Here is a 22900-nt window from a genome sequence, read left to right on the forward strand (position 1 = left end):
AATACTAATTGCCCGTGAGGCTTGACCATATAACACCCAAGCAATTTGTTTCTCGAAAGAGCATCAGATTGCGGTGTGTGAAGACGAAATGAACCGAAAGTTCGAATCTCACAAAACACCGAAAGCTGTCACATACCCAATTTGCTGAAGCGAGGCATTTGCCGCGACTCAGTACCCGAATTTCTTGACGACCATAGAGCATTGGAACCACCTGATCCCATCCCGAACTCAGCAGTGAAACGATGCATCGCCGATGGTAGTGTGGGGTTTCCCCATGTGAGAGTAGGTCATCGTCAAGATTAAATTCCGAAACCCCAATTGCGAAAGCAGTTGGGGTTTTGTTTTGGGCGGTCGAAAAGGCGCGCGCAAAGACTAGCCCGCAGCTTCGCTGCTATCCACCCCCCAACCACCCTTCGGTCAATTCAATACAAAGTGTTTCGGTATTTTTGGTAAGGTGCAGCAGCTTTTTCAGGGACGGCCTTTCAACCGCAGGATGCGGCATCACCCTTATTCAACGAGATGCTGTAGAAATGCCCGAAGCCATACCGATCAAAGACCACGAAAAAGAGCACCGCCTGGTCAACAAGCGCCTGCTGGCCTGCGCAATACTGGTGCTTGGCATCACCTGTGCCCTGGTCGCCCGCATGTATTTCCTGCAGGTGGTGGAGTTCGACTATCACTCCACCATCTCCGAAAACAACCGTGTCCACGTCCTGCCCATCACCCCGACCCGCGGCCTGATCTATGACCGTAACGGTGTGGTTCTGGCCGATAACCGTCCCAGTTACAACCTGACCATCACCCGCGAACGGGCTACCGACCTGAAAGGGGAGCTGGACTCGATCATCGCTCTGCTGCATCTGCCCGCCGAAGACCGCGCCGTATTCGACAAGGCCCTGAAGCAAGCCCGCCACCCGTTCGTGCCCGTGACGTTGTTCTATGAGTTGACTGAAGAACAGATCGCCATATTGGCCGTCAACGAATTCCGCCTGCCAGGCGTGGATGTCGAGCCGCAGTTCGTGCGGCACTACCCGCTGGGTGCACACTTTGCGCATTCCATTGGTTACGTGGGGCGCATCAACGAGAAAGAGTCCAAGGAACTGGATTCGGTCGAATACCGTGGCACGCAATCGATTGGTAAAACCGGCATCGAGCGCTTCTATGAGTCGCAGTTGCACGGCCATGTGGGTTATGAAGAGGTCGAGACCAATGCCCAGGGTCGGGTCTTGCGGGTGCTCAAGCATACCGATCCGGTTCCCGGCAAAAATATCGTCCTGAGCCTGGATATCAAGCTCCAGGAAGCCGCCGAAGAAGCCCTGGGCGACCGTCGCGGGTCAGTAGTAGCCCTCGACCCGCAAACCGGCGAAGTCCTGGCGATGGTCAGCAAACCCAGCTTTGACCCCAACTCGTTCGTCACCGGCATTAGTTTCAAGGAATATGCCGCGCTCCATGACTCCCTCGACCGGCCCTTGTTCAACCGCGTGTTGCGCGGGCTGTATGCGCCAGGCTCGACGATCAAGCCGGAAGTGGCCATCGCCGGTCTCGACAGTGGCGTGGTCACCGCGCAAACCGGGGTCTTCGACCCCGGCTACTACCAACTGCCGGACTTTGATCACAAGTACCGCAACTGGAACCACAGCGGTGATGGCTGGGTAGATATGGACGCCGCCATCATGCGTTCCAACGACACCTACTTCTACGACCTGGCCCACAAGCTGGGGATCGATCGCCTGCACGACTACATGGCCGAATTCGGTCTTGGCCAGAAAGTCTCCCTGGACATGTTCGAAGAGTCGGCCGGCCTGATGCCATCCCAGGCCTGGAAGCGTGCAACCCGGCGCCAGCCCTGGTTCCCGGGCGAAACCGTGATCCTCGGCATCGGCCAGGGCTATATGCAGGTCACCCCGTTGCAATTGGCCCAGGCCACCGCGCTGATCGCCAACAAGGGCGTGTGGAATCGTCCGCACCTGGCCAAGACCATCGACGGTGTGCCACCCGTGGACGAGAACCCGATGCCCAATGTCGTGCTCAAGAACCCCCGCGACTGGGATCAGGTCAACCACGGCATGCAAATGGTGATGCACGACCCGCGCGGGATTGCCCGGGCGTCGGCCGCCGGTGCGCAGTATCGGATCGCGGGCAAGAGTGGTACTGCGCAGGTGGTGGCAATCAAGCAGGGCGAGCGCTACAACCGCCTGAAGACTCGCGAGCGCAACCGCGACAACGCATTGTTCGTCGGCTTCGCCCCGGCCGAGCACCCCAGGATCGTGATTTCAGTGATGATTGAAAACGGCGAGGCGGGCGGCCGGGTGGCAGGCCCGGTGGTGCGCCAGATCATGGATGCCTGGTTGCTCGATCAACAAGGCCACCTGAAACCGCAGTACGCCACGCCGGCCAAGACATCGGGCGACCCTCGTGTCTAGCGCCAGTATCGTCAAGCCGTCTTGAGCGAGGTTCCACTGGGGTAGATAAGCGATTGCATTTAGCCACAGCCTGCGCAGATAATGAGATGAATTATCATTAACGTGCTTGGCTGCCCGCGTGTCTACTCCTACCGATCCCAAGGTCCTTCTGGCAACGCTTTATGACGACAACCATCGCTGGTTGCGCGCCTGGTTGTATCGTCAGCTCAAGTGCCCGCAAGATGCCGCGGACCTGACACAGGACACGTTTATCCGCATTCTGGATGCGCGCCAGCTCCATCAACTCGATGAGCCCCGCGCGTTTCTCAGCACCGTGGCGCGCCGCTTGTTGTTCAGCTTCTGGCGACGCAAACGGTTGGAGCAGACCTACCTCGACAGCCTGGCGCAGTTGCCGCACGCCTACACCCCTTCGGAAGAAGACCTGGCCCTGGTGCGCGAAGCGCTGGAAAGCATCGATCGCCTGCTCAATGGCCTACCGCCGCGTGTCCGGCAGATCTTTATGCTCAATCGCCTCGAGGGCTTGTCGCAACCCGTCATCGCCCAGCAGTTGAGCGTGTCGCTGGCCACGGTAGAGCGTGATCTGCGCCGGGCTTTCCTGCATTGCCTGGCCGAGTCGGCGGACCTGACATGAGCCGCCCCAAGGTGGACGCCACCACCCGCGCCGCCGTGGATTGGCTGCTACGCTTGGAGGCCGGGGCTGACGACCCCGCGCTGCGTCAAGCCTTCGAAGCCTGGCTGCGGGCCAACCCCCAGCACACTGTCGCCTGGCAGCGTGTGGGCAGTTTGCTGCAGCAGCCGATTGCTGATTTGCAGCGCGTCGAGGCCCGTAGCCCCGGCCAATTGCGCGCCGTTACCCAGGCCCTGGCGACGCCGGATTCCGAAGCGCGGCGCAAGGTACTGCGCGGTGGCCTGGCCCTGGTGTTGTTCGGTGTCAGCGGTGCGGCGATCTTTGACCGCGCCCAACCGCTCAATGGCCTGTGGGCCGACCGTCACACCGCCACCGGTGAGCGCAAGACTTTCGCCTTGGCCGATGGCAGCCGCCTGAGCCTCAATGCCCGCAGTTCGGTGGACATCCACTTCAGTGACAGCCGTCGCCTGGTGCGCCTGCGTGAGGGCCAAGTGTTCGTGGACGTCGCCGCCGACCCGCGCCGGCCGTTTGTGATCGCCACCGACCAGGGCGAAGTCCAGGCCCTGGGCACGCAATTTATGGTGCGCCAGGAGGCCACCGGCAGCCTGACCTCGGTGCAGCTGCACAGCGTCCAGGTCACCACGCTCGGCGGCAGCCAGCGCCGTGTAGAGGCGGGGGAGGCGGCGTGGTTCAGCGATGTCGATGTGCGCCCGGTACCGCTCTCGGTACGCAGCCGCGCGGACTGGCGTGACGGCCGCGTGGATATCCGTGATGAGCCCCTGGGCCTGTTGATCGACGCCCTGCGGCCGTATCGCCGGGGCGTGTTGCGGGTCAGTGAGCAAGCCGCAAAAGTACGCGTCTATGGCGTGTACCCACTGGATGATCCGGCGCAAACCCTGGAGTCGCTGGCCCAGACCTTCCCCCTGCGCATCAGTCACTACGGCCCCTGGTTGACCCTGATAGACGTGCGTTGAGCCGCCAATGGGAATTATTTTCACTGAGCGTGAGGGGGTCGCCGATCTCGCGAGTCAAGGTTAGGGAACGCCAACCTGACAATGAGCATCCTCACCCTATGGCACCCTTGATGATCCGTCCCTGCCTGTTGACCCTGGCCGTAACCCTGGCGGTGGTCGGCCACCCCGTGGCCGCCCTGGCCGATACGGCCGCCAGCACCCAGCAATATTTCAATCTGCCCGCTGCAGACCTCGGCGATAGCCTGAGCCGGCTGTCGCGGGAAAGCGGGCGCACGCTGTCGGTCAGCCCGGCCTTGCTGCAAGGCCGCCGCGCGCCGGCGCTGCAGGGCCAATACAGCCCTGAACAGGCCGCGCAACACTTGCTGGCCGGCAGTGGCCTGGGCCTGACCGTCACCGACAATGGCACCTGGAGCCTGTACCTGCTGCCCGAAGGCGGCGCCTTGAACCTTGGCGCCACCACCGTCACCGGCCTGGTAGCAGAAAATGCCTGGGGCCCGGTGGATGGCTATGTGGCCACCCGCAGCGCCACGGCCACCAAGACCGATACACCGATCCTGGAAATCCCGCAGACCGTCAACGTGGTCACCGCCGACCAGGTCAAGGTCCAGGGCGCACGCAACCTGACCCAGTCCTTGCGCTACACCCCAGGCGTCGATACCAACGGCTACACCGATCGCAACACCATCGCCGACGAGCTGACCAGCCGTGGCTTTGCGCCCACCTTGTTGTATCTCGATGGCGCCTATCTGCCTTACGCCGGCAGCCTCGGTGGCGCGCCACAGATCGATCCCTACACCCTGGAACGCATTGAAGTGCTCAAGGGCCCGGCCTCAGTGCTGTTCGGGCAGAACCAGCCGGGCGGCATGATCAACCTGGTGTCCAAGCGGCCCACCACTGAGGCCCGGCACCAGGTCAAGTTTGGCCTGGGCAGTTACGACCGGGTCAATGGCGCCCTGGATTTCAGCGGCCCCCTCGATGAGGCAAAAACCTTGAGCTACCGCCTGATCGGCCTGGTCCGCGACGGTAACGAGATGGTCGACCATGCCACCGACAGCCGCACCTTGCTGGCCCCCAGCCTGACCTGGGCGCCCACGGATGACACTGCCCTGACGATCTATGGGCAGATCCAGCGTGACAAATCCCTGGCCGACTACCAGGCGTTGCCGGCCATTGGCACCCTGTACCGCAACTCCAAGGGCCAGCACATCGACCGCGACACCTTCCTCGGCGACTCCGACTGGAACAACTACATTCGCGATCAGTATGTGCTGGGCTATGACTTCTCCCATGCCTTCAACGACAACCTGGAATATAGCCAGACCGCACGGTTTACCGACGTCAACGACCGCTACAAAGGTTTCTACCTGAACCGCTTCGTCGAACTGCCCGATGGCAGCACCGACGACACCCGCGCCAGCCGCACCAAGCTCGACTGGCGCCAACACAACAGCGCCTACACCCTCGATAACAACCTGCAGGCCAAGTTCGCCACCGGTGCCCTGGAACACACCTTGCTGGTGGGCTTCGATCACCGCGAGTTCACCCGTAAATATCAGGGCTACAACCTCTCCGGCGCAGAAATCATCGACCTCTACAAACCGTCCAACTACCACACCTTTGGCCAGCCGCAACTGACCACCAAGTGGAACAACACGGTCAAGCAGACCGGCCTGTATGCCCAGGACCAGATCAAGTTCGACCGTTTCATCCTCACCATGGGCCTGCGTGAAGACTGGGCCGAAGTGATCAATCGCGACCTGCTGGACCACAGCACGGTGTCGCAGAAAGACAAGCAACTCACGCGTCGCGTCGGCCTGACTTACCTCACCGACTTCGGCCTGGCGCCCTACGTCAGTTATGCCGAATCGTTTCTGCCCAGCGTCGGCCGGCTGGCCCCGGAGCGTGGCGGCGGCGCCTATAAACCGGTGGAAGGCGAGCAGTATGAGGCGGGCCTCAAATACCAGCCCAACGACCAGTCGCTGCTGACCTTGTCGGTGTTCCAGATCAAACAGAAAAACGTCCTGACCGGCGATCTGGTCTATCGCGAATACCAGTTGCAGGAAGGCGAAGTGCGCTCGCGGGGCGTGGAATTTGAAGGCAAGGCCCGGTTTGGCCAGGTGGAGTTGATCAGTGCGCTGTCGTACCTGGACGTGATCTATACCAAGAGCAACTACGGCGAAGAGGGTAACCGCAGCGAGGCGCAGGCGCCTTGGAGCGCCAGTACCTGGGCCGACTACCACTTTGCCGGCGATACCCTGGCCGGCCTGACCGTAGGCGGTGGTGCGCGGTATACCGGGAAGAAGTACGGCGACTCGGCCAACACCTTCAAGACCCCGTCGTTCGTGGTCTTTGACGCCACCATCAGCTACGACCTGAGCCGCGTCAGCCCCACATTCAAGGGTGCCGAAGCCAGCCTCAACGTGCAGAACCTGTTTGACCGCGAGTACGTCTCGTCCTGCAACTACTCCTTTGGTTGCTATTACGGCCAGGAGCGCACTGCGTCCCTGGCCGTGTCCTACGATTGGTGAGCTACTTGATCACCACCGGGTTCACCGGCGCGCCGCTGCCACCGACAATCTTCAACGGCGCGGCGGTGTAGAGGAACTTCCACTGGCCGTCGTCGGCACAATCGGCGGCCAGATCCTCCAGCAGCACGATCTCGGTAAAGGCGATGCCGAGGTTGCGCATCAGCGCGCAATGCAACGGAATCTGCACCCCCGACACCGGGTCGGTGATCACTTCGTTAGCGATGGTATCGGTCACCAGGTTGGGGATTTCCATGGCGTGGAACCACTCCACCAGTTCCCGGCTGTAGGTCAGGCCGGGCTCCACCAGGTCCTTGAAAAACTCGGTCTTGCCATACTCGTAGAAGGCGCCCATGGAGCCGGTACGGATGATCAGGATGTCGCGCTTTTCGATGGTCACCCCCTGGGCCTTGGCGGCGGCCAGCAAGTCCAGGTGGTTGAAGGTTTCGCCACGGCCCAGGTATTTCTTGCCGCGATGGCGGGCCATGTCGATCAGCACCGCGCGCCCGACCACGCCGCGCTCGGCAATCGCCAGCACACTGGCCTTGGCCATGCCGCCGACGGTGCTCATGGCGTCGTAGCCGTTCCACAGTTGATTGTCGTACCAGGCATGCCCGAGGGCGTCGTACTGGGTCGAGCCTTGCAGCTGCATGAAGATCACATCGTCGCAATACGCCGCGCCGCCGGTCATTTCGGGTTGCTTGCCGAAGTGGTAGTGGCTGTGATCCAGGGTGTTGAAGCGCATCGACGGGTTGCGCGCCGGCCACATCGGGTCGCCGCCCGGATGGCCGATCTGCACTTGCAGGGTGAAGGTCTTGCCCTGGCGCACCGCGGCCACGCCGCGCAGCACTTCGGTTTCGGTCAGGTAATTGAGGGCGCCGACTTCATCGTCCGGTCCCCATTTACCCCAGTTCTTTGGCAGGCCTTCGAGTAGCTGCTTGGTGCTCGGTTCGTTCTTGTTATGTAAGTCGCACATATCGACTCCGATCCCTTTGGTCGTTGAGTTACACGCAGCGCCCACCGTCGACTTCAAGGCAGGTGCCGGTGATAAAGGCCGCTTCGTCCGAGGCCAGGTACAGGCAGGCATTGGCCACGTCTTGCGGGGTGGAAAAACGTCCCAGGGGGATGGTTGCCATGAACTTCTGACGGTTTTGCGGGGTGTCCGGCACGCCCATGAACTCACTGAGCAACGCGGTTGCGCCGACCACCGGGTTCACGCAATTGACGCGGATATTGTCCGGCCCCAGCTCCGCCGCCATGGTCTTGCTCATGACCACCACCGCGCCCTTGCTGCCGTTATACCAGACCAGTCCCGGGCGTGGGCGGATCGCGGCGGTCGAGGCAATATTGACGAACACGCCGGCGCCCTGGCCGCGAAAGTGCGGCACAAAATGCCTGGCGCTGAGGTAGATGCTTTTGACGTTGACCGCGAACACCCGGTCGAACTCGGCCTCGTCCACCTCCAGCATCGGCCGGTTGCGGTGGGTGGTGCCGGCGTTGTTGATGACGATATCCAGCCCGCCGAATTGCTCCAGGGTCGCGCGCAGCAGCGCGCCCACGCTTTCGTCGTTGGCCACATTGACCTCGACGAAATGGGCATGGCCGCCGGTGGCGGCGATCTCATTGACCACCCGCTGGCCGCCGGTGGCGTTCATGTCGGCGACGATAACCCGCGCACCCTGTTGGGCGAAGGTCTTGGCGATCCCTTCACCAAAGCCGGAACCGGCACCAGTGACGATGGCAACTTTGTTTGCTAGACGCATGGAGTGTGCTCCTTTCTTGTTGTTGTAATGGCTTAGCCGTGTTTGATCGCAATGGTCTTCAAGGTGGTAAAGCCCAGCAGGGCCTCGAAGCCTTTTTCCCGGCCATAACCGCTGGCCTTGACGCCGCCGAAGGGCAGTTCAACCCCGCCGCCGGCCCCGTAGTTATTGATAAATACCTGGCCACAGCGCAGCTTGCGCGCCAGGCGCATTTGCCGTGCGCCGTCGCGGGTCCATACGCCGGCGACCAGGCCGAACTCGGTGCCGTTGGCCAGGCGGATCGCCTCGGCTTCCTCGTCGAAAGGCATCACGGCCAACACCGGGCCGAAGACTTCCTCCCGGGCCAGGCGGCTGTCGGGCGGCACGTCGCGAAACAGCACCGCTTCCTGGAAGTAACCACCACTGCCGGCCTCGGCCACCACCTGGCCGCGCGCGGCCACCGTGATGCCGGCCTGTTCGGCCTCGCGCACGAACTCACGTACCTGGCGTTGCTGCTTCTGGTTGATCAGTGGGCCCATGTCCAGGTCCAGCGCCGAAGGCCCGGTGCGCAGTTCGCGAAAACGCTGGCTGAGTTGCTCCACCAGCGCCTCATAAATGCTGCGCTCCACCAGCAGCCGGCTGCCCGCCGAACAGGTCTGCCCGCAGTTCTGCACAATGGCGTTGACCAGCACCGGCAAGGCTTGCTCCAGGTCGGCATCGGCGAATACCAGCTGCGGTGATTTCCCGCCCAGTTCCAGGGTCACCGGGCAGTGCCGTTCAGCGGCGGCCTTGGACACCGCCGTGCCGGTCAGGGTGGAACCGGTAAACGAGATGTGATCGATACCCGGGTGGCTGCACAACGCCGCGCCAGCCTCGTAGCCATAGCCGGTCACCACATTGATCGCACCGGCCGGGAAGCCCACTTCGGCGGCAATCTGCGCCAGGCGCAGCAACGACAGGCTGGCATCCTCGGCCGGCTTGACCACACAGGCGTTGCCCGCCGCCAGGGACGCACCGACGCTGCGGCCGAAGATCTGCATCGGGTAGTTCCACGGGATGATATGCCCGGTTACCCCATGGGGCTCGCGCACCGTCAGCACCGTGTAGCCGTTCTGATAAGGCAGGGTCTCGCCGTGCAACTTGTCGGCCGCGCCAGCGTAGTACTCGAAATAACGGGCGAGGGCGGTGGCATCGGCCCGCGCGACTTTCAGCGCCTTGCCAGTGTCCCGCGCCTCGATCTGCGCCAGTTCTTCGTGATGCTCCAGCACCGCCGCGCCAAGCCTGGCCAGCAGGCGGCTGCGCTCCAGGGCCGACAACGTGCCCCACGGGCCATCGAAGGTTTCGCCTACGGCCAGGCGCGCGGCGCGGACGGCGGCATCCACATCGGCAGCGGTGCCCCGGGCGATGCTGGAGTAGGTTTCGCCGCTGCTGGGATCGATCACCGGGATGTCTTCCAGGGACGTCGAGGCTTGCCATTGGTTGGCGATGTAATGTGCGTTGATCATGTTCAGCTCCTGTTCCCGGCGATGCATTCGGCGATGGCCACGCCCACTTCGATCGTACTGGCGCTGCCGCCCATTTCCCGGGTGCGCGGGCCTTGCGCAAGCACCGTCTCGATGGCCGAGACAATCGCTGCTGCGGCCTGCTGGTACAGCGGGTCGCCATTACCCAGGTGCTCGATCATCAACGCAGCCGACCAGATCTGCCCGATGGGGTTGGCCACGCCCAGCCCGGCAATGTCCGGCGCCGAACCGTGTACCGGCTCGAACAGCGAAGGGTAGCGCCGCTCGGGGTTGAGGTTGGCCGAGGGGGCAATGCCGATGGTGCCGGTGCAGGCCGGGCCGAGGTCGGAGAGGATGTCGCCAAACAGGTTGGAGGCCACCACCACATCGAACCAGTCCGGGTGCTGCACAAAGTGTGCGCACAGTATGTCGATGTGGAATTTGGCGCTCTTGACGTCCGGGTAGCGCTGGGCGATCAGGTTCACCCGCTCGTCCCAGAACGGCATGGTGATGGAAATGCCGTTGGATTTGGTGGCGGCCACCAGGTGCTTGCGTGGTCGCTGCTGCGCGAGTTTGAAGGCATAGTCCACCACCCGGTCCACGCCTTCGCGGGAGAAGATCGACTCCTGCACCGCGATCTCGCGCGGCGTGCCTTCCCACATCCGCCCGCCGACGCTGGAGTACTCGCCCTCGGTGTTCTCGCGTACCACGATAAAGTCGATATCCCCCGGCACACGGCCGGCAAGCGGGCAGGGCACGCCGGGCATCAGGCGTACCGGGCGGATGTTGACGTACTGGTCGAACTGGCGGCGGATCTTGAGCAGTGACTCCCACACCGCCGTATGGTCGGCGATGATGTCCGGGGCACCCACGGCGCCGAAGAAGATCGCATCATGGCTGCCGATCTGCTCGGCCCAATCGTCCGGCATCATGGTGCCGTGGGCCAGGTAGTGCTCGCTGCACCAGGCAAAGTGATCGAACTCAAACGCAATCCCGAAGCGCCGGCTGACGGCCTCCAGTACGCGCAGGCCTTCGGGCACCACCTCGCGGCCGATACCGTCGCCGGGAATCACCGCAATACGATGGCGGGTGCTGGTCGTGGAATTGGACACGCCGTGTCTCCTGTTTTTGTTGTTGTCAGTGAGGCGGGGACATTCTTGGCACAGGTGCAGCGGTGGGGGAATTGCTGATTACAGAAGCGGCCTTCGCAAAAATCGAAGGCCAGTGATCAGTCGCAGTGGCAGGCAACCAGGTAGTCGAATAATGCCAGGCTCGTCGGAGACGGCTGTTGCTGGCGCATGCAAAGGTACATCTGGCGATCGGCCCAAGGGTCGTCGATTTCGATAAAGCGCAAGGCCATCTCCTTGCGAAAGATCTGCACCGCGCCCTGGGGCAGTACGCCAACCCCTTGCCCGGCGGCAATCAGCCGGCACACCGCTTCAAAGCTGCGTACCTGCACCCGCAGGCGCAGCGGCATGCCAATCGCGGCGGCGGCTTCGGTGATCAGCGCGGTGATGGCGGCGTTATCCTCCAGGCCCACAAAGTCATAGCCCAGCAAATCGGCAAAGCGCGCATGGCGCATCTTGAACGGATGATCATCGGGCACCAGCAGGCACAGGCGGTCCTGGCAGTACGGGGCAAAGCGCAAGTCCTCGCCGCCCGGCTGGGTGGTGACGATGCCCACATCGGCCACGCCATCGCGCACCGCCTGCAGGATTTCGCGGCTGCGCTCTTCGCGGATATCCAGGCGGATGCCGGGGTGCAGAGCGTTCCACTGGGTCAGTTGGCGGGGCAGTTGCTGGCTCATCGCCGAACTGTTGGCATACAGGCACACGCGGCCGGTGGCGCCCTTGGCGTAGTCGGCGAGGTCAGCGTGCATCACATCCACTGCGCGCAAAATCGCCAACCCATGCTCGGCCAACACCTCGCCGGCCGCCGTGGGCGAGACGCCAGTGGAGGAGCGGTGCAACAGGGCGACCTTGAAATGCTGCTCGAGCAACGACAGGCGCCGGCTCGCCGCTGACAGCGAGAGGTGCGACTGCTCGGCCGCCCGGGACAGGCTGCCGAGCTTGACCGTCTTAAGGAACAGCTCGATGGAGGTGAGATCGGGGGCCATGCCAGAGTCCTTGTGCGCGGTCTGTGAAAACTACGCAGTTGGGACAGGACTGTCCAATCGTCTGATACAACGTTGGAGGCGCCGCCGAGCCCTTGTGGGAGCTGTCGAGCCCCGGCGAGGCTGCGATGGCGGCGGCATTGCCAGCATTGATGGTGACTGACCCACCGCCATCGCAGCCTCGCCGGGGCTCGACAGCTCCCACCTTTAATCTTTGCTGCCTTGAGTAAAGTGCCGGTTAGAACTCGATGCTCGCCGACAGCTTGGCCACCCGTGGGTCGCCCTGGGTCAGGTAGCCGCCCATTGCCGACTCCCAGTATTTGGTATTGGCCACATTGTCCACGTTCAGCCCCAGGGTGACGTCGCGCTGGTCCACTTTGAAGTTGTAGCGTGCGCCCAGGTCAAAGCGGTTCCAGGCCGGCAGGCTGAGGTTGTTGGCGGCATCCACGTACTGCCCGCCGGTACGCAACATGCGCCCGCTGAGGGTCACGCCTTGCAGGCCCGGCACATCCCATTCCACCCCGGCATTGAGCTGGAACGACGGCACGCCAATCGCGCGGTTGCCGTCGTTGGCGCCGTTCTGGGTGCCCTTGAGCTCGGTTTTCATCACCGTCGCACCGCCGAGCAAGCGCAGGCCGGCCAGCGGTTCGCCGAATACGTTGAGCTCTACGCCTTTGTTGATTTGCTCGCCTTCACGCACGAAGCGTGCGGTGGTGGCATCAATGATCTGGGTGTAGCCGGCGCCGGGCTGCTCGATGCGATACACACCCAGGGTCGCGCCGTAGGTGCCCATGTCAACCTTGACCCCGGCCTCGATCTGCTTGGAGCGTGCCGGCGCGAACGCCTGGCCACCGCCAATCACCGTACGCCCAGAGGAGTTAACCGGCGAAACAGGCCCCTTGGCCAAACCTTCAATCCGATTGGCATACAGCGACACATGCTCCCAAGGCTTGAACACAATGCCGTACACCGGTGTGGTGATCGACTGATCGTAGTTGGCCGTGCGGCTGCCGCTCATATAGTTGTAGCCCTGCACCACCATTTGCTGATGGCGCAGGCCCAGGGTGACCAACAAGCGATCATCGATAAAACCAACGGTGTCGGACACCGCCGCGCTGCGCATGAAGGTCTTGGCGGTGATGGTCGGGTCGCTGAAGTCGGTGCCAGGGGTATTGCGCGGGCTGTTCAGGCGCGGTTCGGCGCCGGTTACCGGGTGGTAGATATTGGTGCTGGTCTTGGCGCTGTCGAACACATAGGCGTTGCGCGCCTCGGTCCAGATCCCGGCCAGGCCGAAATTCAGGCGGTGGCTCACCGGCCCGGTCTGGAAATTGCCCTTCAAGCCGGCCATGGCGCTGCTGTTGTCTTCTTCGTGGGCGATGGTCGAGGCGCTGGTCTGGGCATTGCCCAGGTTGTCGTTGACGGTCACCGAGGAATACCGGCCCATCTCCCGGGTATGCTTGGCACCGCCCGCCGCGTAGGCGGTCCAGTTGTCGTTCAGGTCGTACTCGGCGCGCAGCATGCCCAGGGTGTCTTCAATATTGGTTGCGCTCCAGCGCGGCGCGTAGTTGGTGTCGGCGGAAGGGGCGTCGGGTACGTGGGTCACCAGGGGGCCGAGGAACACCGAGTTGCGCCCGCCATTGACGCGCTGCTTCTGATACGCGAAATCCCCCGACAGGCGCAATGCATCACCACGGTAATCCAGGCCGACGGCAAACAGCTTGGAGCGCTGGTTCTCATTGTCGGTGGCGGTATCGCCTTCACGCTGGGACAGGTTCACCCGCGCCCCAAAACGATTGTCTTCGCCAAAACGCTGGCCGAGATCCAGGTGCTGGCCAATCCGGCCTTCGCTACTGATATCGGTGCTGAAGCGGCGCAGCGGCACGTCGTCGGCGCGCTTGGGTTGCAGGTTCACGCCGCCGCCGATACCGGAGCCGGAGGGCGTTACCCCGTTGATAAAGGCGTTGGGGCCCTTGAACACTTCCACCCGTTCCAGGGCGTCGGTGGACATGATCTGCCTGGGCAGGATGCCGTACAGACCGTTGTAGGAAATGTCGTCGCCATTCAGTGGCAGGCCACGAATCACGAACAATTGCGACTGGTTGGCGTAACCCGAGGCCTGGCGCACGGACGAGTCGTTGAGCAGTACATCGCCCACCGTCTCGGCCTGTTGGTCGCGAATCAGTTGTTCGGTGTAGGAGGCCATGCTGAACGGCACGTCCATGATGTCCTGGTTGCCCAAGACCCCCAACTGCCCGCCGCGTGCGACCTGGCCGCCGGCGTACACCGGGGGCAGGGCGCCGGGGATGATGGATTCGGCGCTGATGCTGGTTGCCCCCAGTTCCAGGGCCTGGCCATTGCTCGCATCCTGCGGGGTTTGTTGGGGGGCGCTGTGGACAGCAAAGCTCAGGGAGCAGCACAGGGCGAGCAGGGTCGGGCGAAACGGCACGGCGAGTCGGGTACAAGTGGGCATGGTCGATCCGGACGGCGAAGCGTCAATGTGAGGAAGGGGGCAACAACGTTGCGCTTCCTCGTTGCGCGAATACGACTCCAGTGCAAATGATAATAAATGCTAAATGATATTTCACAAACTGATTTGTGGTGTATGACTTTTCTGAAGGGCAAAAAATTTCTATTAAGGCCTGATGGCGGATGCCGAGTAGAATCGCGCCCTGAAAGCGATTCCTGAGGTGCGGCAAGGTGGATTTACAGCAGGGTTTTGTCCTGACCCGGCATTGGCACGACACCCCGGCGGGCACGCAGGTCAGCTTCTGGCTGGCGACCGACCAGGGGCCGCGGTATATCCGTCTACCGGTGCAGCCTTCGGTGATGTTTATTCCGCTGGCCCATCGCGAGCACGCGCAACGGGTGCTCAAGGGCGAGCGCGACGTGGAACTGCGCCCGCTGCAACTGTGTGACTTCCACCACCGCCCGGTCCTGGGCCTCTACACCCGCCAGCATCGCCAAGCGATGGACCTGGAAAAACGCCTGCGCCAGGCCGGCGTGGATGTCTACGAAGGCGATGTGCGCCCGCCCGAGCGCTATATGATGGAGCGCTTCATCACCGCACCGGTGGCATTTGGCGGCACGCCCGGCGAGGGCGGGATGTTGCTGGAGGCGCAGATGAAGCCTGCGCCCGACTACCGCCCGGCGTTGAAGCTGGTGTCGCTGGATATCGAAACCACCGCGCGCGGCGAGCTGTATTCCATCGCCCTGGAAGGCTGCGGCGAGCGCCAGGTGTATATGCTCGGCCCGCCGAACAAAACCTGCGCGGTGGATTTCAAGCTCGAATACTGCGACAGCCGCGCCCAACTGCTGGAGCGCCTCAACCAGTGGCTGGCGCAATACGACCCCGACGCGATCATCGGCTGGAACCTGGTGCAGTTCGACCTGCGGGTCCTCCACGAGCATGCCCAACGCCTTAACGTGCCATTGCTGCTTGGCCGTGGCGGCGAGGCCATGGCCTGGCGCGAGCACGGCAGCCGCCACCATTTCTTCGCCGCCGCTGCCGGGCGGTTGATCATCGATGGCATCGAGGCCTTGCGCTCGGCGACCTGGACTTTTGAGTCATTCAGCCTGGAAAACGTCGCCCAGACCCTGCTGGGCGAAGGCAAGTCGATCGCAACGCCGTATCAGCGCATGGACGAGATCAACCGCATGTTCGCCGAGGACAAGCCCGCCCTGGCGCGCTACAACCTCAAGGACTGCGAGTTGGTGACGCGGATTTTCGAGAAAACCGAGTTGCTCAAGTTCCTTCTGGAACGGGCCAGCGTTACCGGCCTGCCGGCAGATCGCAACGGTGGTTCGGTGGCGGCGTTCACCCATTTGTACATGCCGCTGATGCATCGCCAGGGCTTTGTCGCGCCCAACCTGGGGGACAAACCGCCCCAGGCCAGCCCCGGCGGTTTTGTCATGGACTCGCGGCCGGGGCTGTACGAGTCGGTGCTGGTGCTGGACTACAAAAGCCTTTATCCGTCGATCATTCGCAGCTTCCTGATCGACCCCGTGGGCCTGATCGAAGGCCTGCGCCATCCTGACGACAGCGAGTCGGTGGAAGGCTTTCGCGGCGCGCGCTTTTCCCGCACCCGGCATTGCCTGCCGGCCATTGTGGCGCGGGTCTCCGAAGGCCGCGAAGTGGCCAAGCGCGAGCATAACGCGCCGTTGTCCCAGGCCCTGAAGATCATCATGAATGCCTTCTACGGCGTGCTCGGTTCCAGCGGCTGTCGGTTCTTCGACACGCGGCTGGCGTCGTCGATCACCCTGCGCGGCCACCAGATCATGCGCCAGACCCGCGAACTGGTAGAAGCCCAGGGTTATGAGGTGATCTATGGCGACACCGACTCCACCTTTGTCTGGCTCGGCAGTGCCCATTCCCAGGAGGACGCCGCGCGCATCGGCCAGGACCTGGTACAGCACGTCAACCAATGGTGGCGCGAGCGCCTGCACAGCGAATTCGGCCTGCAAAGCGCCCTCGAACTGCAATACGAAACCCACTTCAGCCGCTTCCTGATGCCGACCATCCGCGGTGCGGAAGAGGGCAGCAAGAAGCGCTATGCAGGCCTTGTGACCCGCGCCGATGGCAGTGAAGAAATGATCTACAAAGGCCTGGAAACCGTGCGCAGCGACTGGTCGCCCCTGGCCCGCCAGTTCCAGCAGGAGCTGTACCAGCGCATCTTCCATCGCCAGCCCCACCAGGATTACGTGCGTGACTACGTGCGCCGCACCCTCAGCGGCGAGTTCGATGAGCTGCTGATCTACCGCAAGCGCCTGCGCCGGCAACTGGGCGACTACGAACGCAACGTGCCGCCCCATGTACGGGCCGCGCGCCTGGCGGATGAATACAACGACCGCCAGGGCCGCCCGCGCCAGTACCAGAACGGTGGCTGGATTCGCTACGTGATCACCGTCAACGGCCCCGAGCCCCTGGAAGTACGCCAGGCACCGATTGACTACGACCACTACGTCACCCGGCAATTGCAGCCGGTGGCCGATGCGATCCTGCCGTTTGTCGATGATGATTTCAGCACCCTGGTCGGTGGTCAGATGGGCTTGTTTTAACCCCTGGAACACGTTTCACTCTGGACGCTGAATCTCCAGGAGGAAGGCCCATGTACACGCTCTACGGTACGCAAAGCTCTGGCTCATGCATCGTCGAAATCGCTCTGCAACGCTGCGGCGTGCCGTGGCAGCAGGTCGATGCCAGCCCCTGGGGCGATGCGGCGGGGATGGAGGCCCTCGGGCAGATCAACCCGCTGCGGCAAATCCCCACCCTGCAACTGCCCGACGGCAGCGTGTTGACGGAGAGCGCGGCGATCCTGATCCACCTGGGCCTGGCGTATCCGGCCAGCGGATTGCTGTCCGGCAACCGTGCGCAGATCATTCGCGGCCTGGTGTATATCGCCGCCAACTGCTACTCGGCAATCACCATCATCGACTACCCCCAGCGCTTTCTCGACGACGCCGACGAGGCGGTACAGGCGCAACTGATTGCAGGTACCCAGCAGAAACTGCACCGCACCTGGCAGTTGTTTGCCGAGCAATTTGCCGGGCAACTTTTTACCCCGCAGGGCCTGCCCAATGCCTTGGGCATCATGGCGGCGGCCGTGTCCCGCTGGGAGGGTGCGCGCGACGTCCTGCAACACTCCCACCCCGCGTGCGCCCAGGCCCTGGCGCAGGTGGATGCCGACCCGCAGGTGGCCCCGGTGTTCGCCTGGCACTGGCCGGATTGGCCCGGGCAGTGAGCCTTGGCAATCAGAAGAAACAATGAGCCCCGAAGCGCCTCAAGCCCTTGCGTCGCGGGCGTCCTGGCCTACTCTTTCTGATAGTCGCGTAGGAATCATCCTTGAAATTGACTGTCGCAGACATGAAACTCAAAAACTCTGCATGGAATTGGAAGGAGGTACGCATGCTCGTCCGGTCGCTGACCCTGGCTACCTTGATGGCGTTTACGGGGCCGTTGTTGGCTGCGGATAACCGAGGCCCGCTGGAACAGGATCAAGGCAAATTCCGCCCGCTGATCGTGATTGCACCCAGCTCCATTGACCCGACTCAGGTCCAGCTCAAGAAAGACCTTGAACAGCCTGAGAACAAACAGAAGTTCACCGAGCGCAACATGGTGCTCTACACCGTGAACTACACGAGCATCGGCACCGTCGGCCAGCGTGACGGCAAGGACCTCGGCGCCCAGGACACCAACGCGCTGATCCGCGCCCTGAAGCTTGGCGCCAGTGCCGGCACCAAAGTGATCCTGGTGGGCAAGGATGGCGAGAAGAAAGTCGAAAAGACCGTGCCCCCCGATACCCTTGACCTTGCAGAGTTCTTTGCGGCTGTCGACAAGATGCCCATGGCAGAAAAAGAAGCCGCCGCCCCCGCCGAGCCGGAACCCGCCGCCCCGGCAGCGGGCAAACCTGGCGCCAAAGCCAAGCCTGGCAAGCACGCGCCGCAACCACTGGAAGATTGATGCTCCTCGCTGGCGCCTACAGGGGAGGTGCCAGCGAACCCTACAAGCTGTATGCCACTTGCAGGCATTGCGCCATGAAGCATATGATAACCGTTATCATTTACGGCTTACCTTCTGCGCGCACCCTCCATGCCCCCGAACCCTGCGACAAGCCCTACTGACCTGGCCACCCTGTATCAGCAGCAACACCGCTGGCTGCAGCACTGGCTGTGGCGTCGCCTGAACTGCTCGCAGAGCGCCGCCGACCTGGCCCAGGATACATTCCTGCGCCTGCTGGCCAAGAACCAACCCCTGGAAGTCCAGGCGCCTCGCAGCTTTCTGGCGAAGGTCGCACAGAGCGTGTTGTCCAATCACTTTCGTCGGCAGAAGCTGGAAAAGGCCTACCTGCAAGCCCTGGCGCTGTTGCCCGAAGAGGTAGCCCCCAGCGCCGAGACGCAATGGCTACTCCTGGAAACCCTGATGGCTCTCGACGAAGTGCTCAGCCGCCTGGCTTTGCCGGTGCGCCAGGCCTTCCTCTGGTCGCAGCTCGACGGCTTGAGCCACGGCGAGATTGCCGAGCGCCTGGGCACCAGCATCACCACGGTCAAGCGCTACATCGTCAAGGCCGGTGCGCAGTGCATTGTGCTCGACAGCCAGCGCCCATGAATCCCTCGCCCCTGACCCTGGACGCCGCCGAGCAGGCCATGCACTGGCAGTTGGAGTTACAGGCGCCGGATGTCACCGAACAGACCCGCGCGCAATGGCTGGCGTGGCGCCAGCAGGACCCGCTCAACGAGCAGGCATGGCAGTATTCCCAGCGATTTTTCCAGCGTATGCACGAGGTGCGCGACCCGGCGCACCAGGCGCTGGTCAGCGCCACCCTGTTGCCGGTGATGTCCCGGCGCCGGGTGCTGAAAAATCTGGCCCTGTTGCTGGCCGCCGGCAGTGTGGCATGGACCGCCCGGGACGCCGGCCTGCTGCAACCCTGGACCTGCGATTTCAGCACCTCGGTCGGTGAGCAATGGCGCATCGACCTGGCGGACAACAGCCAAATCCAGCTCAACACCGACACTGCTGTCGATGTGAACTACGGCCCCGACCAGCGCCAGATTCATCTGCTGCGCGGGGAGATCCTGGTGTTGCCCAACCCGCTGGACAGCCGCCCGCTGTGGGTGAAAACCGCCGAAGGCCTGACCCACGCCACGGGCGGGCGCTTCAGCGTGCGCCAGCGCGATGGTTTTACCCAGTTGGGGGCTGACCAGCAGCCGCTGGCGGCGCAGATTCCAGCGCGCAACCTGAGCCTTTCTCCCGGCGAAATCATCAGCTTTGACCCGCAGACCCTGCTGGCGCGGCGCTCCCAGCGCGCCGGCGAACTGGCCTGGAGTCGCGGCATGATCGTCGCCGAGGATCTGCGCCTGGAAGACTTCCTCAATGAATTGAGCCGCTACCGGCGCGGGCATCTGGACTGTGATCCGAGCGTGCGCGAACTGCGCGTGTCTGGCACCTATCCACTGGCCGACACCGACCGCATTCTGGTGGCGCTGCAACAGACCCTCAAGCTGGATGTGCAGCATTTCACGCGGTACTGGGTCACGCTGAAACCGCGTCGGGCACAGGTATGAATTTATTTTGCATGCCTGTGGTCCGTTTCCCAATCTCACGAGACTTATATCCCCAGACACTCACTTATCTGGGGAACAGGGCATGCACCCGCAACGCACCATCCGGGCAACACTGAAAAAATCACTGGCCGTGACCGTCGTCCGTGGCATCGCCAGCTTCGGCGTGGCTGCGCCGTTGTTGCTGGCGCCGGCCTGGGCCATGGCCGCGCCACAGCAGGAATTCGATATCGCCCCAGGCTCACTGGCCGGCGCGTTGAACCAGTTTGGCCAGGCCACGCAGATCCTGCTGTCCTATCCGGCCGCCCTCACGCAAGGGCAGACCAGCCCGGGCCTGCAAGGGCGGCATGACCTCGACAGCGGCCTGGCGATCCTGCTCAGCAACAGCTCGCTGCAAGCCGTGCGTGGCAGTGGCGATAACTACTCCCTGGAGCCCCGGCCTACCGACGGCGCATTGCAACTGGGCACCGTGTCGATCTCCGGCAAGGCGCCGGGGTCGACCACCGAAGGCACCGGTTCCTACACCACGCAGTCGTCCAGCAGCTCCACGCGCCTGAACCTGACGCCCAGGGAAACCCCGCAATCGCTGACCGTCATGACCCGCCAGCGCCTGGATGACCAGCGCCTGACCAACCTGTCCGATACCCTGGATGCCACCCCCGGCATCATCGTATTGCGTGATGGCCTGGGTTCGGAAAGCGATAGCTATTTCTCCCGGGGTTTCCAGATCCAGAACTTCGAAATCGACGGCGTGCCCACCGTCACGCGCATGGACAACTACACCCAGAGCATGGCGATGTACGACCGGGTGGAAGTGGTGCGCGGCGCCACCGGCTTGATCAGCGGCATGGGCAACCCCTCGGCCACCATCAACCTGATCCGCAAGCGCCCGACGGCCGAGGCGCGGGCCAGTGTCACCGCTGAAGCGGGCAACTGGGACCGCTACGGCAGTGGCCTGGACGTGTCCGGCCCGCTGACCGAAACCGGCAATGTGCGCGGGCGCCTGGTGGCCGACTACAAGAGCGAACATGCCTGGGTCGACCGCTACAAGCAGCAAACCCAGTTGCTGTACGGCATCACGGAATTCGACTTGAGCGAAGACACCTTGCTGACCCTGGGTTTCAGCTACCTGCGTACCGACGTGGATGCCCCGGCGCGTTCCGGTTTGCCCACGCGCTTTACCGACGGTTCGCGCAGCAACCTCAGCCGTTCCCTGAATACCGCACCGGCCTGGTCCTATAACGACCATGAACAGACCAGTTTCTTTACCTCCATCGAACAGAAGTTCGACAGCGGCTGGAGCGCCAAGGCCGAGTTCACCCATTCGCAAAACAAGTTCGATGAGGTGTTCAACTACGTCAATGGCAGCCTCAACAGCGATGGCAGCGGCACCACGCAGTTGCCGGTGCGCTTCTCCGGTACGCCGCGCCAGGACAACCTCGACCTGTACGCCACCGGCCCGTTCAGCCTGCTGGGCCGCGAGCACGAGTTGATCGCTGGCGTGACCCTGTCCAAGTACAAGGAAAACGTGCCCAGCCATGGCGGCTGGAACTACGCGTATTCCGGTTCCCCGGCGGGCGCCATCGACAACCTGTTCAACTGGGACGGGCACTCGGCCAAGCCGGACTTCCCGGTGACCGGCAAATCCTCGGTGGATGAAAGCCAGTACGCTGCTTACCTGAGCACGCGCCTGCGCATGACCGACGACCTGAGTGTGATCCTCGGCAGCCGGGTCATCGACTGGAAGCGCGAAACCGCAGACAGCCCCTATGGCGGCGTCGCCACCCGCACCGATGAATCGGAGACCGGCGTGTACATTCCCTACGCCGGCGTGGTCTACGACCTGACCGACAACTGGTCGGCCTACGCCAGCTACACCAAGATCTTCAATCCCCAGGCCAGTTGGGTGCGCGATATCAACAACAAGGCCCTGGAGCCCATGGAAGGCAAGGGCTACGAGCTTGGCTTGAAGGGCAGCTTCTTCGACGAGCAGTTGAACACCAGCCTGGCGCTGTTCAAGCTGGAGCAGGACAACCTGGCGATCTGGATCGACACCCCGGGCGGCAACACCTACCGCAACGAGAAGGGCACCACCACCGAGGGCGTCGAGCTGGAACTCAACGGTCAATTGGCTGAAGGCTGGCAAGCCTCTGCGGGCTATGCCTATGCGGTCAGTACCGATGCCGACGACAAACGCATCGTCACCACCTTGCCCCGCCAGAGCCTGAAGACCTTCACCACCTACCGCCTGCCGGGCGCGTTGAACAAAGTGACCGTGGGGGGCGGGGTGAACTGGCAGAGCAAAGTCGGTGAAGACCTGCACACGTTCAGCCAGGGCAGCTACGCCATCACCAACCTGCTACTGCGCTATGACGTGACACCGCAGTTGAGCACCTCGGTCAACCTCAACAACCTGTTTGACCGCGAGTACTTCAGCTATGCCGGCAACCACGGGATGTACGGCGCACCGCGTAACCTGATGACCAGCGTCAAATACGACTTCTAGACCCACCCATGACCCCCTGTGGGAGCTGGTTCAGGCACCATTTCTGCCAGCTGACACACCGCCATCGCAGGCAAGCCAGCTCCTACATTTGATTTGTGGTGTGGCACAAATCCTATGCCCAACAGAGATCCTTTGTAGGAGCGGGCTTGCCCGCGATAGCGGTAGTTCAGGCACCATTTCCGCTAGCTGACACACCGCCATCGCAGGCAAGCCAGCTCCCACATTTGAACTGCGGTGTGGCAAAAATCCTAAGCCCAACAGAGCCCCCACTGTGGGAGCGGGCTTGCCCGCGATAGCGGTGGTTCAGGCACCATTTCCGCTAGCTGACACACCGCCATCGCAGGCAAGCCAGCTCCTACATTTGATCTGCGGTGTGGCACAAATCCTATGCCCAACTGAGATCCCTTGTAGGAGCGGGCTTGCCCGCGATAGCGG

The 22900-nt window shown here is 62.8% G+C and carries 16 protein-coding genes and 1 rRNA gene; 11 read left to right on the top strand and 6 right to left on the bottom strand.

From position 1 onward, the window contains the following. Positions 1 to 183 precede the first annotated feature (183 nt). From rrf to HBO19_RS23220, 5 genes are all read left to right on the top strand, one after another. Positions 184 to 299 (top strand): 5S ribosomal RNA (rrf, locus tag HBO19_RS23200). Between the two features lie 231 nt (positions 300 to 530). Further along, positions 531 to 2423, top strand: coding sequence for a penicillin-binding protein 2 (gene mrdA, locus HBO19_RS23205; RefSeq protein WP_170058385.1), 1893 nt, complete (start codon positions 531 to 533; stop codon positions 2421 to 2423). Positions 2424 to 2541: 118 nt separating this feature from the next. Then, the gene (locus tag HBO19_RS23210) at positions 2542 to 3054 is read left to right on the top strand and encodes a sigma-70 family RNA polymerase sigma factor (RefSeq protein WP_057439140.1); all 513 of its coding nucleotides are present in this window, start codon (positions 2542 to 2544) and stop codon (positions 3052 to 3054) included. Further along, entirely contained in the window at positions 3051 to 4025 is a 975-nt protein-coding gene (locus HBO19_RS23215) for a FecR family protein (RefSeq protein ID WP_170043682.1), read from the top strand. The genes HBO19_RS23210 and HBO19_RS23215 overlap by 4 nt, the downstream gene beginning before the upstream one ends. 110 nt (positions 4026 to 4135) lie before the next feature. Further along, positions 4136 to 6553, top strand: coding sequence for a TonB-dependent siderophore receptor (locus HBO19_RS23220; protein WP_262386313.1), 2418 nt, complete (start codon positions 4136 to 4138; stop codon positions 6551 to 6553). A 1-nt stretch (position 6554) separates the two neighbouring features. Here HBO19_RS23220 and HBO19_RS23225 read toward each other — a convergent pair whose 3' ends face one another. The 6 genes from HBO19_RS23225 to HBO19_RS23250 form a co-directional block, all read right to left on the bottom strand. Then, a complete protein-coding gene (locus tag HBO19_RS23225; protein ID WP_169957320.1) occupies positions 6555 to 7526 on the bottom strand; it encodes a cyclase family protein in 972 nt (323 codons plus the stop codon). Positions 7527 to 7554: 28 nt separating this feature from the next. Then, positions 7555 to 8313, bottom strand: a complete 759-nt coding sequence (locus HBO19_RS23230; RefSeq protein ID WP_169957322.1) for an SDR family oxidoreductase — start codon at positions 8311 to 8313, stop codon at positions 7555 to 7557. Positions 8314 to 8345: 32 nt separating this feature from the next. After that, the gene (locus tag HBO19_RS23235) at positions 8346 to 9794 is read right to left on the bottom strand and encodes an aldehyde dehydrogenase family protein (RefSeq protein WP_170043684.1); all 1449 of its coding nucleotides are present in this window, start codon (positions 9792 to 9794) and stop codon (positions 8346 to 8348) included. Positions 9795 to 9796: 2 nt separating this feature from the next. Beyond that, a complete protein-coding gene (locus HBO19_RS23240; protein WP_169957325.1) occupies positions 9797 to 10903 on the bottom strand; it encodes a tartrate dehydrogenase in 1107 nt (368 codons plus the stop codon). 116 nt (positions 10904 to 11019) lie between these two features. Continuing rightward, complete coding sequence (locus HBO19_RS23245) at positions 11020 to 11907, bottom strand: LysR family transcriptional regulator (protein WP_169957327.1); 888 nt, start codon at positions 11905 to 11907, stop codon at positions 11020 to 11022. A gap of 235 nt (positions 11908 to 12142) precedes the next feature. Continuing rightward, the gene (locus tag HBO19_RS23250) at positions 12143 to 14374 is read right to left on the bottom strand and encodes a TonB-dependent siderophore receptor (protein ID WP_170058387.1); all 2232 of its coding nucleotides are present in this window, start codon (positions 14372 to 14374) and stop codon (positions 12143 to 12145) included. Positions 14375 to 14601: 227 nt separating this feature from the next. Between HBO19_RS23250 and HBO19_RS23255 the strand changes: the two genes are divergently transcribed. The 6 genes from HBO19_RS23255 to HBO19_RS23280 all read left to right on the top strand — a co-directional run bounded on the left by HBO19_RS23255 (position 14602) and on the right by HBO19_RS23280 (position 22465). After that, positions 14602 to 16959, top strand: a complete 2358-nt coding sequence (locus HBO19_RS23255) for a DNA polymerase II (protein ID WP_170043686.1) — start codon at positions 14602 to 14604, stop codon at positions 16957 to 16959. 50 nt (positions 16960 to 17009) lie between these two features. Further along, positions 17010 to 17642 (top strand): glutathione S-transferase, encoded by a 633-nt coding sequence (locus tag HBO19_RS23260; protein ID WP_169954794.1) that lies wholly within the window; start codon positions 17010 to 17012, stop codon positions 17640 to 17642. A gap of 164 nt (positions 17643 to 17806) precedes the next feature. Beyond that, positions 17807 to 18361 (top strand): DUF4174 domain-containing protein, encoded by a 555-nt coding sequence (locus HBO19_RS23265; RefSeq protein ID WP_032862995.1) that lies wholly within the window; start codon positions 17807 to 17809, stop codon positions 18359 to 18361. A 129-nt stretch (positions 18362 to 18490) separates the two neighbouring features. Next, on the top strand, positions 18491 to 19006 hold the full coding sequence (locus HBO19_RS23270; RefSeq protein ID WP_169954793.1) for a sigma-70 family RNA polymerase sigma factor: 516 nt from the start codon (positions 18491 to 18493) through the stop codon (positions 19004 to 19006). Beyond that, positions 19003 to 19962 carry a FecR family protein gene (locus tag HBO19_RS23275; protein ID WP_170058388.1) on the top strand — a complete coding sequence of 320 codons (960 nt, stop codon included), beginning with the start codon at positions 19003 to 19005 and terminating at the stop codon, positions 19960 to 19962. Before HBO19_RS23270 ends, HBO19_RS23275 begins: the two co-directional genes overlap by 4 nt. Positions 19963 to 20044: 82 nt before the next feature. Further along, on the top strand, positions 20045 to 22465 hold the full coding sequence (locus tag HBO19_RS23280) for a TonB-dependent siderophore receptor (RefSeq protein WP_170058389.1): 2421 nt from the start codon (positions 20045 to 20047) through the stop codon (positions 22463 to 22465). Positions 22466 to 22900 lie beyond the last annotated feature (435 nt).

Origin of the sequence: Pseudomonas sp. WS 5021 (genome assembly GCF_012985535.1) — a bacterium.
Taxonomy (GTDB): Bacteria; Pseudomonadota; Gammaproteobacteria; order Pseudomonadales; family Pseudomonadaceae; genus Aquipseudomonas.

Excerpts from the sequence above, each read along its gene's own strand:
- mrdA (WP_170058385.1), top strand. The coding sequence starts at position 531 with ATGCCCGAAGCCATACCGATCAAAGACCACGAAAAAGAGCACCGCCTG.
- HBO19_RS23215 (WP_170043682.1), top strand. The coding sequence starts at position 3,051 with ATGAGCCGCCCCAAGGTGGACGCCACCACCCGCGCCGCCGTGGATTGG.
- HBO19_RS23220 (WP_262386313.1), top strand. The coding sequence starts at position 4,136 with ATGATCCGTCCCTGCCTGTTGACCCTGGCCGTAACCCTGGCGGTGGTC.
- HBO19_RS23225 (WP_169957320.1), bottom strand. The coding sequence starts at position 7,526 with ATGTGCGACTTACATAACAAGAACGAACCGAGCACCAAGCAGCTACTC.
- HBO19_RS23230 (WP_169957322.1), bottom strand. The coding sequence starts at position 8,313 with ATGCGTCTAGCAAACAAAGTTGCCATCGTCACTGGTGCCGGTTCCGGC.
- HBO19_RS23235 (WP_170043684.1), bottom strand. The coding sequence starts at position 9,794 with ATGATCAACGCACATTACATCGCCAACCAATGGCAAGCCTCGACGTCC.
- HBO19_RS23245 (WP_169957327.1), bottom strand. The coding sequence starts at position 11,907 with ATGGCCCCCGATCTCACCTCCATCGAGCTGTTCCTTAAGACGGTCAAG.
- HBO19_RS23250 (WP_170058387.1), bottom strand. The coding sequence starts at position 14,374 with ATGCCCACTTGTACCCGACTCGCCGTGCCGTTTCGCCCGACCCTGCTC.
- HBO19_RS23260 (WP_169954794.1), top strand. The coding sequence starts at position 17,010 with ATGTACACGCTCTACGGTACGCAAAGCTCTGGCTCATGCATCGTCGAA.
- HBO19_RS23265 (WP_032862995.1), top strand. The coding sequence starts at position 17,807 with ATGCTCGTCCGGTCGCTGACCCTGGCTACCTTGATGGCGTTTACGGGG.
- HBO19_RS23270 (WP_169954793.1), top strand. The coding sequence starts at position 18,491 with ATGCCCCCGAACCCTGCGACAAGCCCTACTGACCTGGCCACCCTGTAT.
- HBO19_RS23275 (WP_170058388.1), top strand. The coding sequence starts at position 19,003 with ATGAATCCCTCGCCCCTGACCCTGGACGCCGCCGAGCAGGCCATGCAC.
- HBO19_RS23280 (WP_170058389.1), top strand. The coding sequence starts at position 20,045 with ATGCACCCGCAACGCACCATCCGGGCAACACTGAAAAAATCACTGGCC.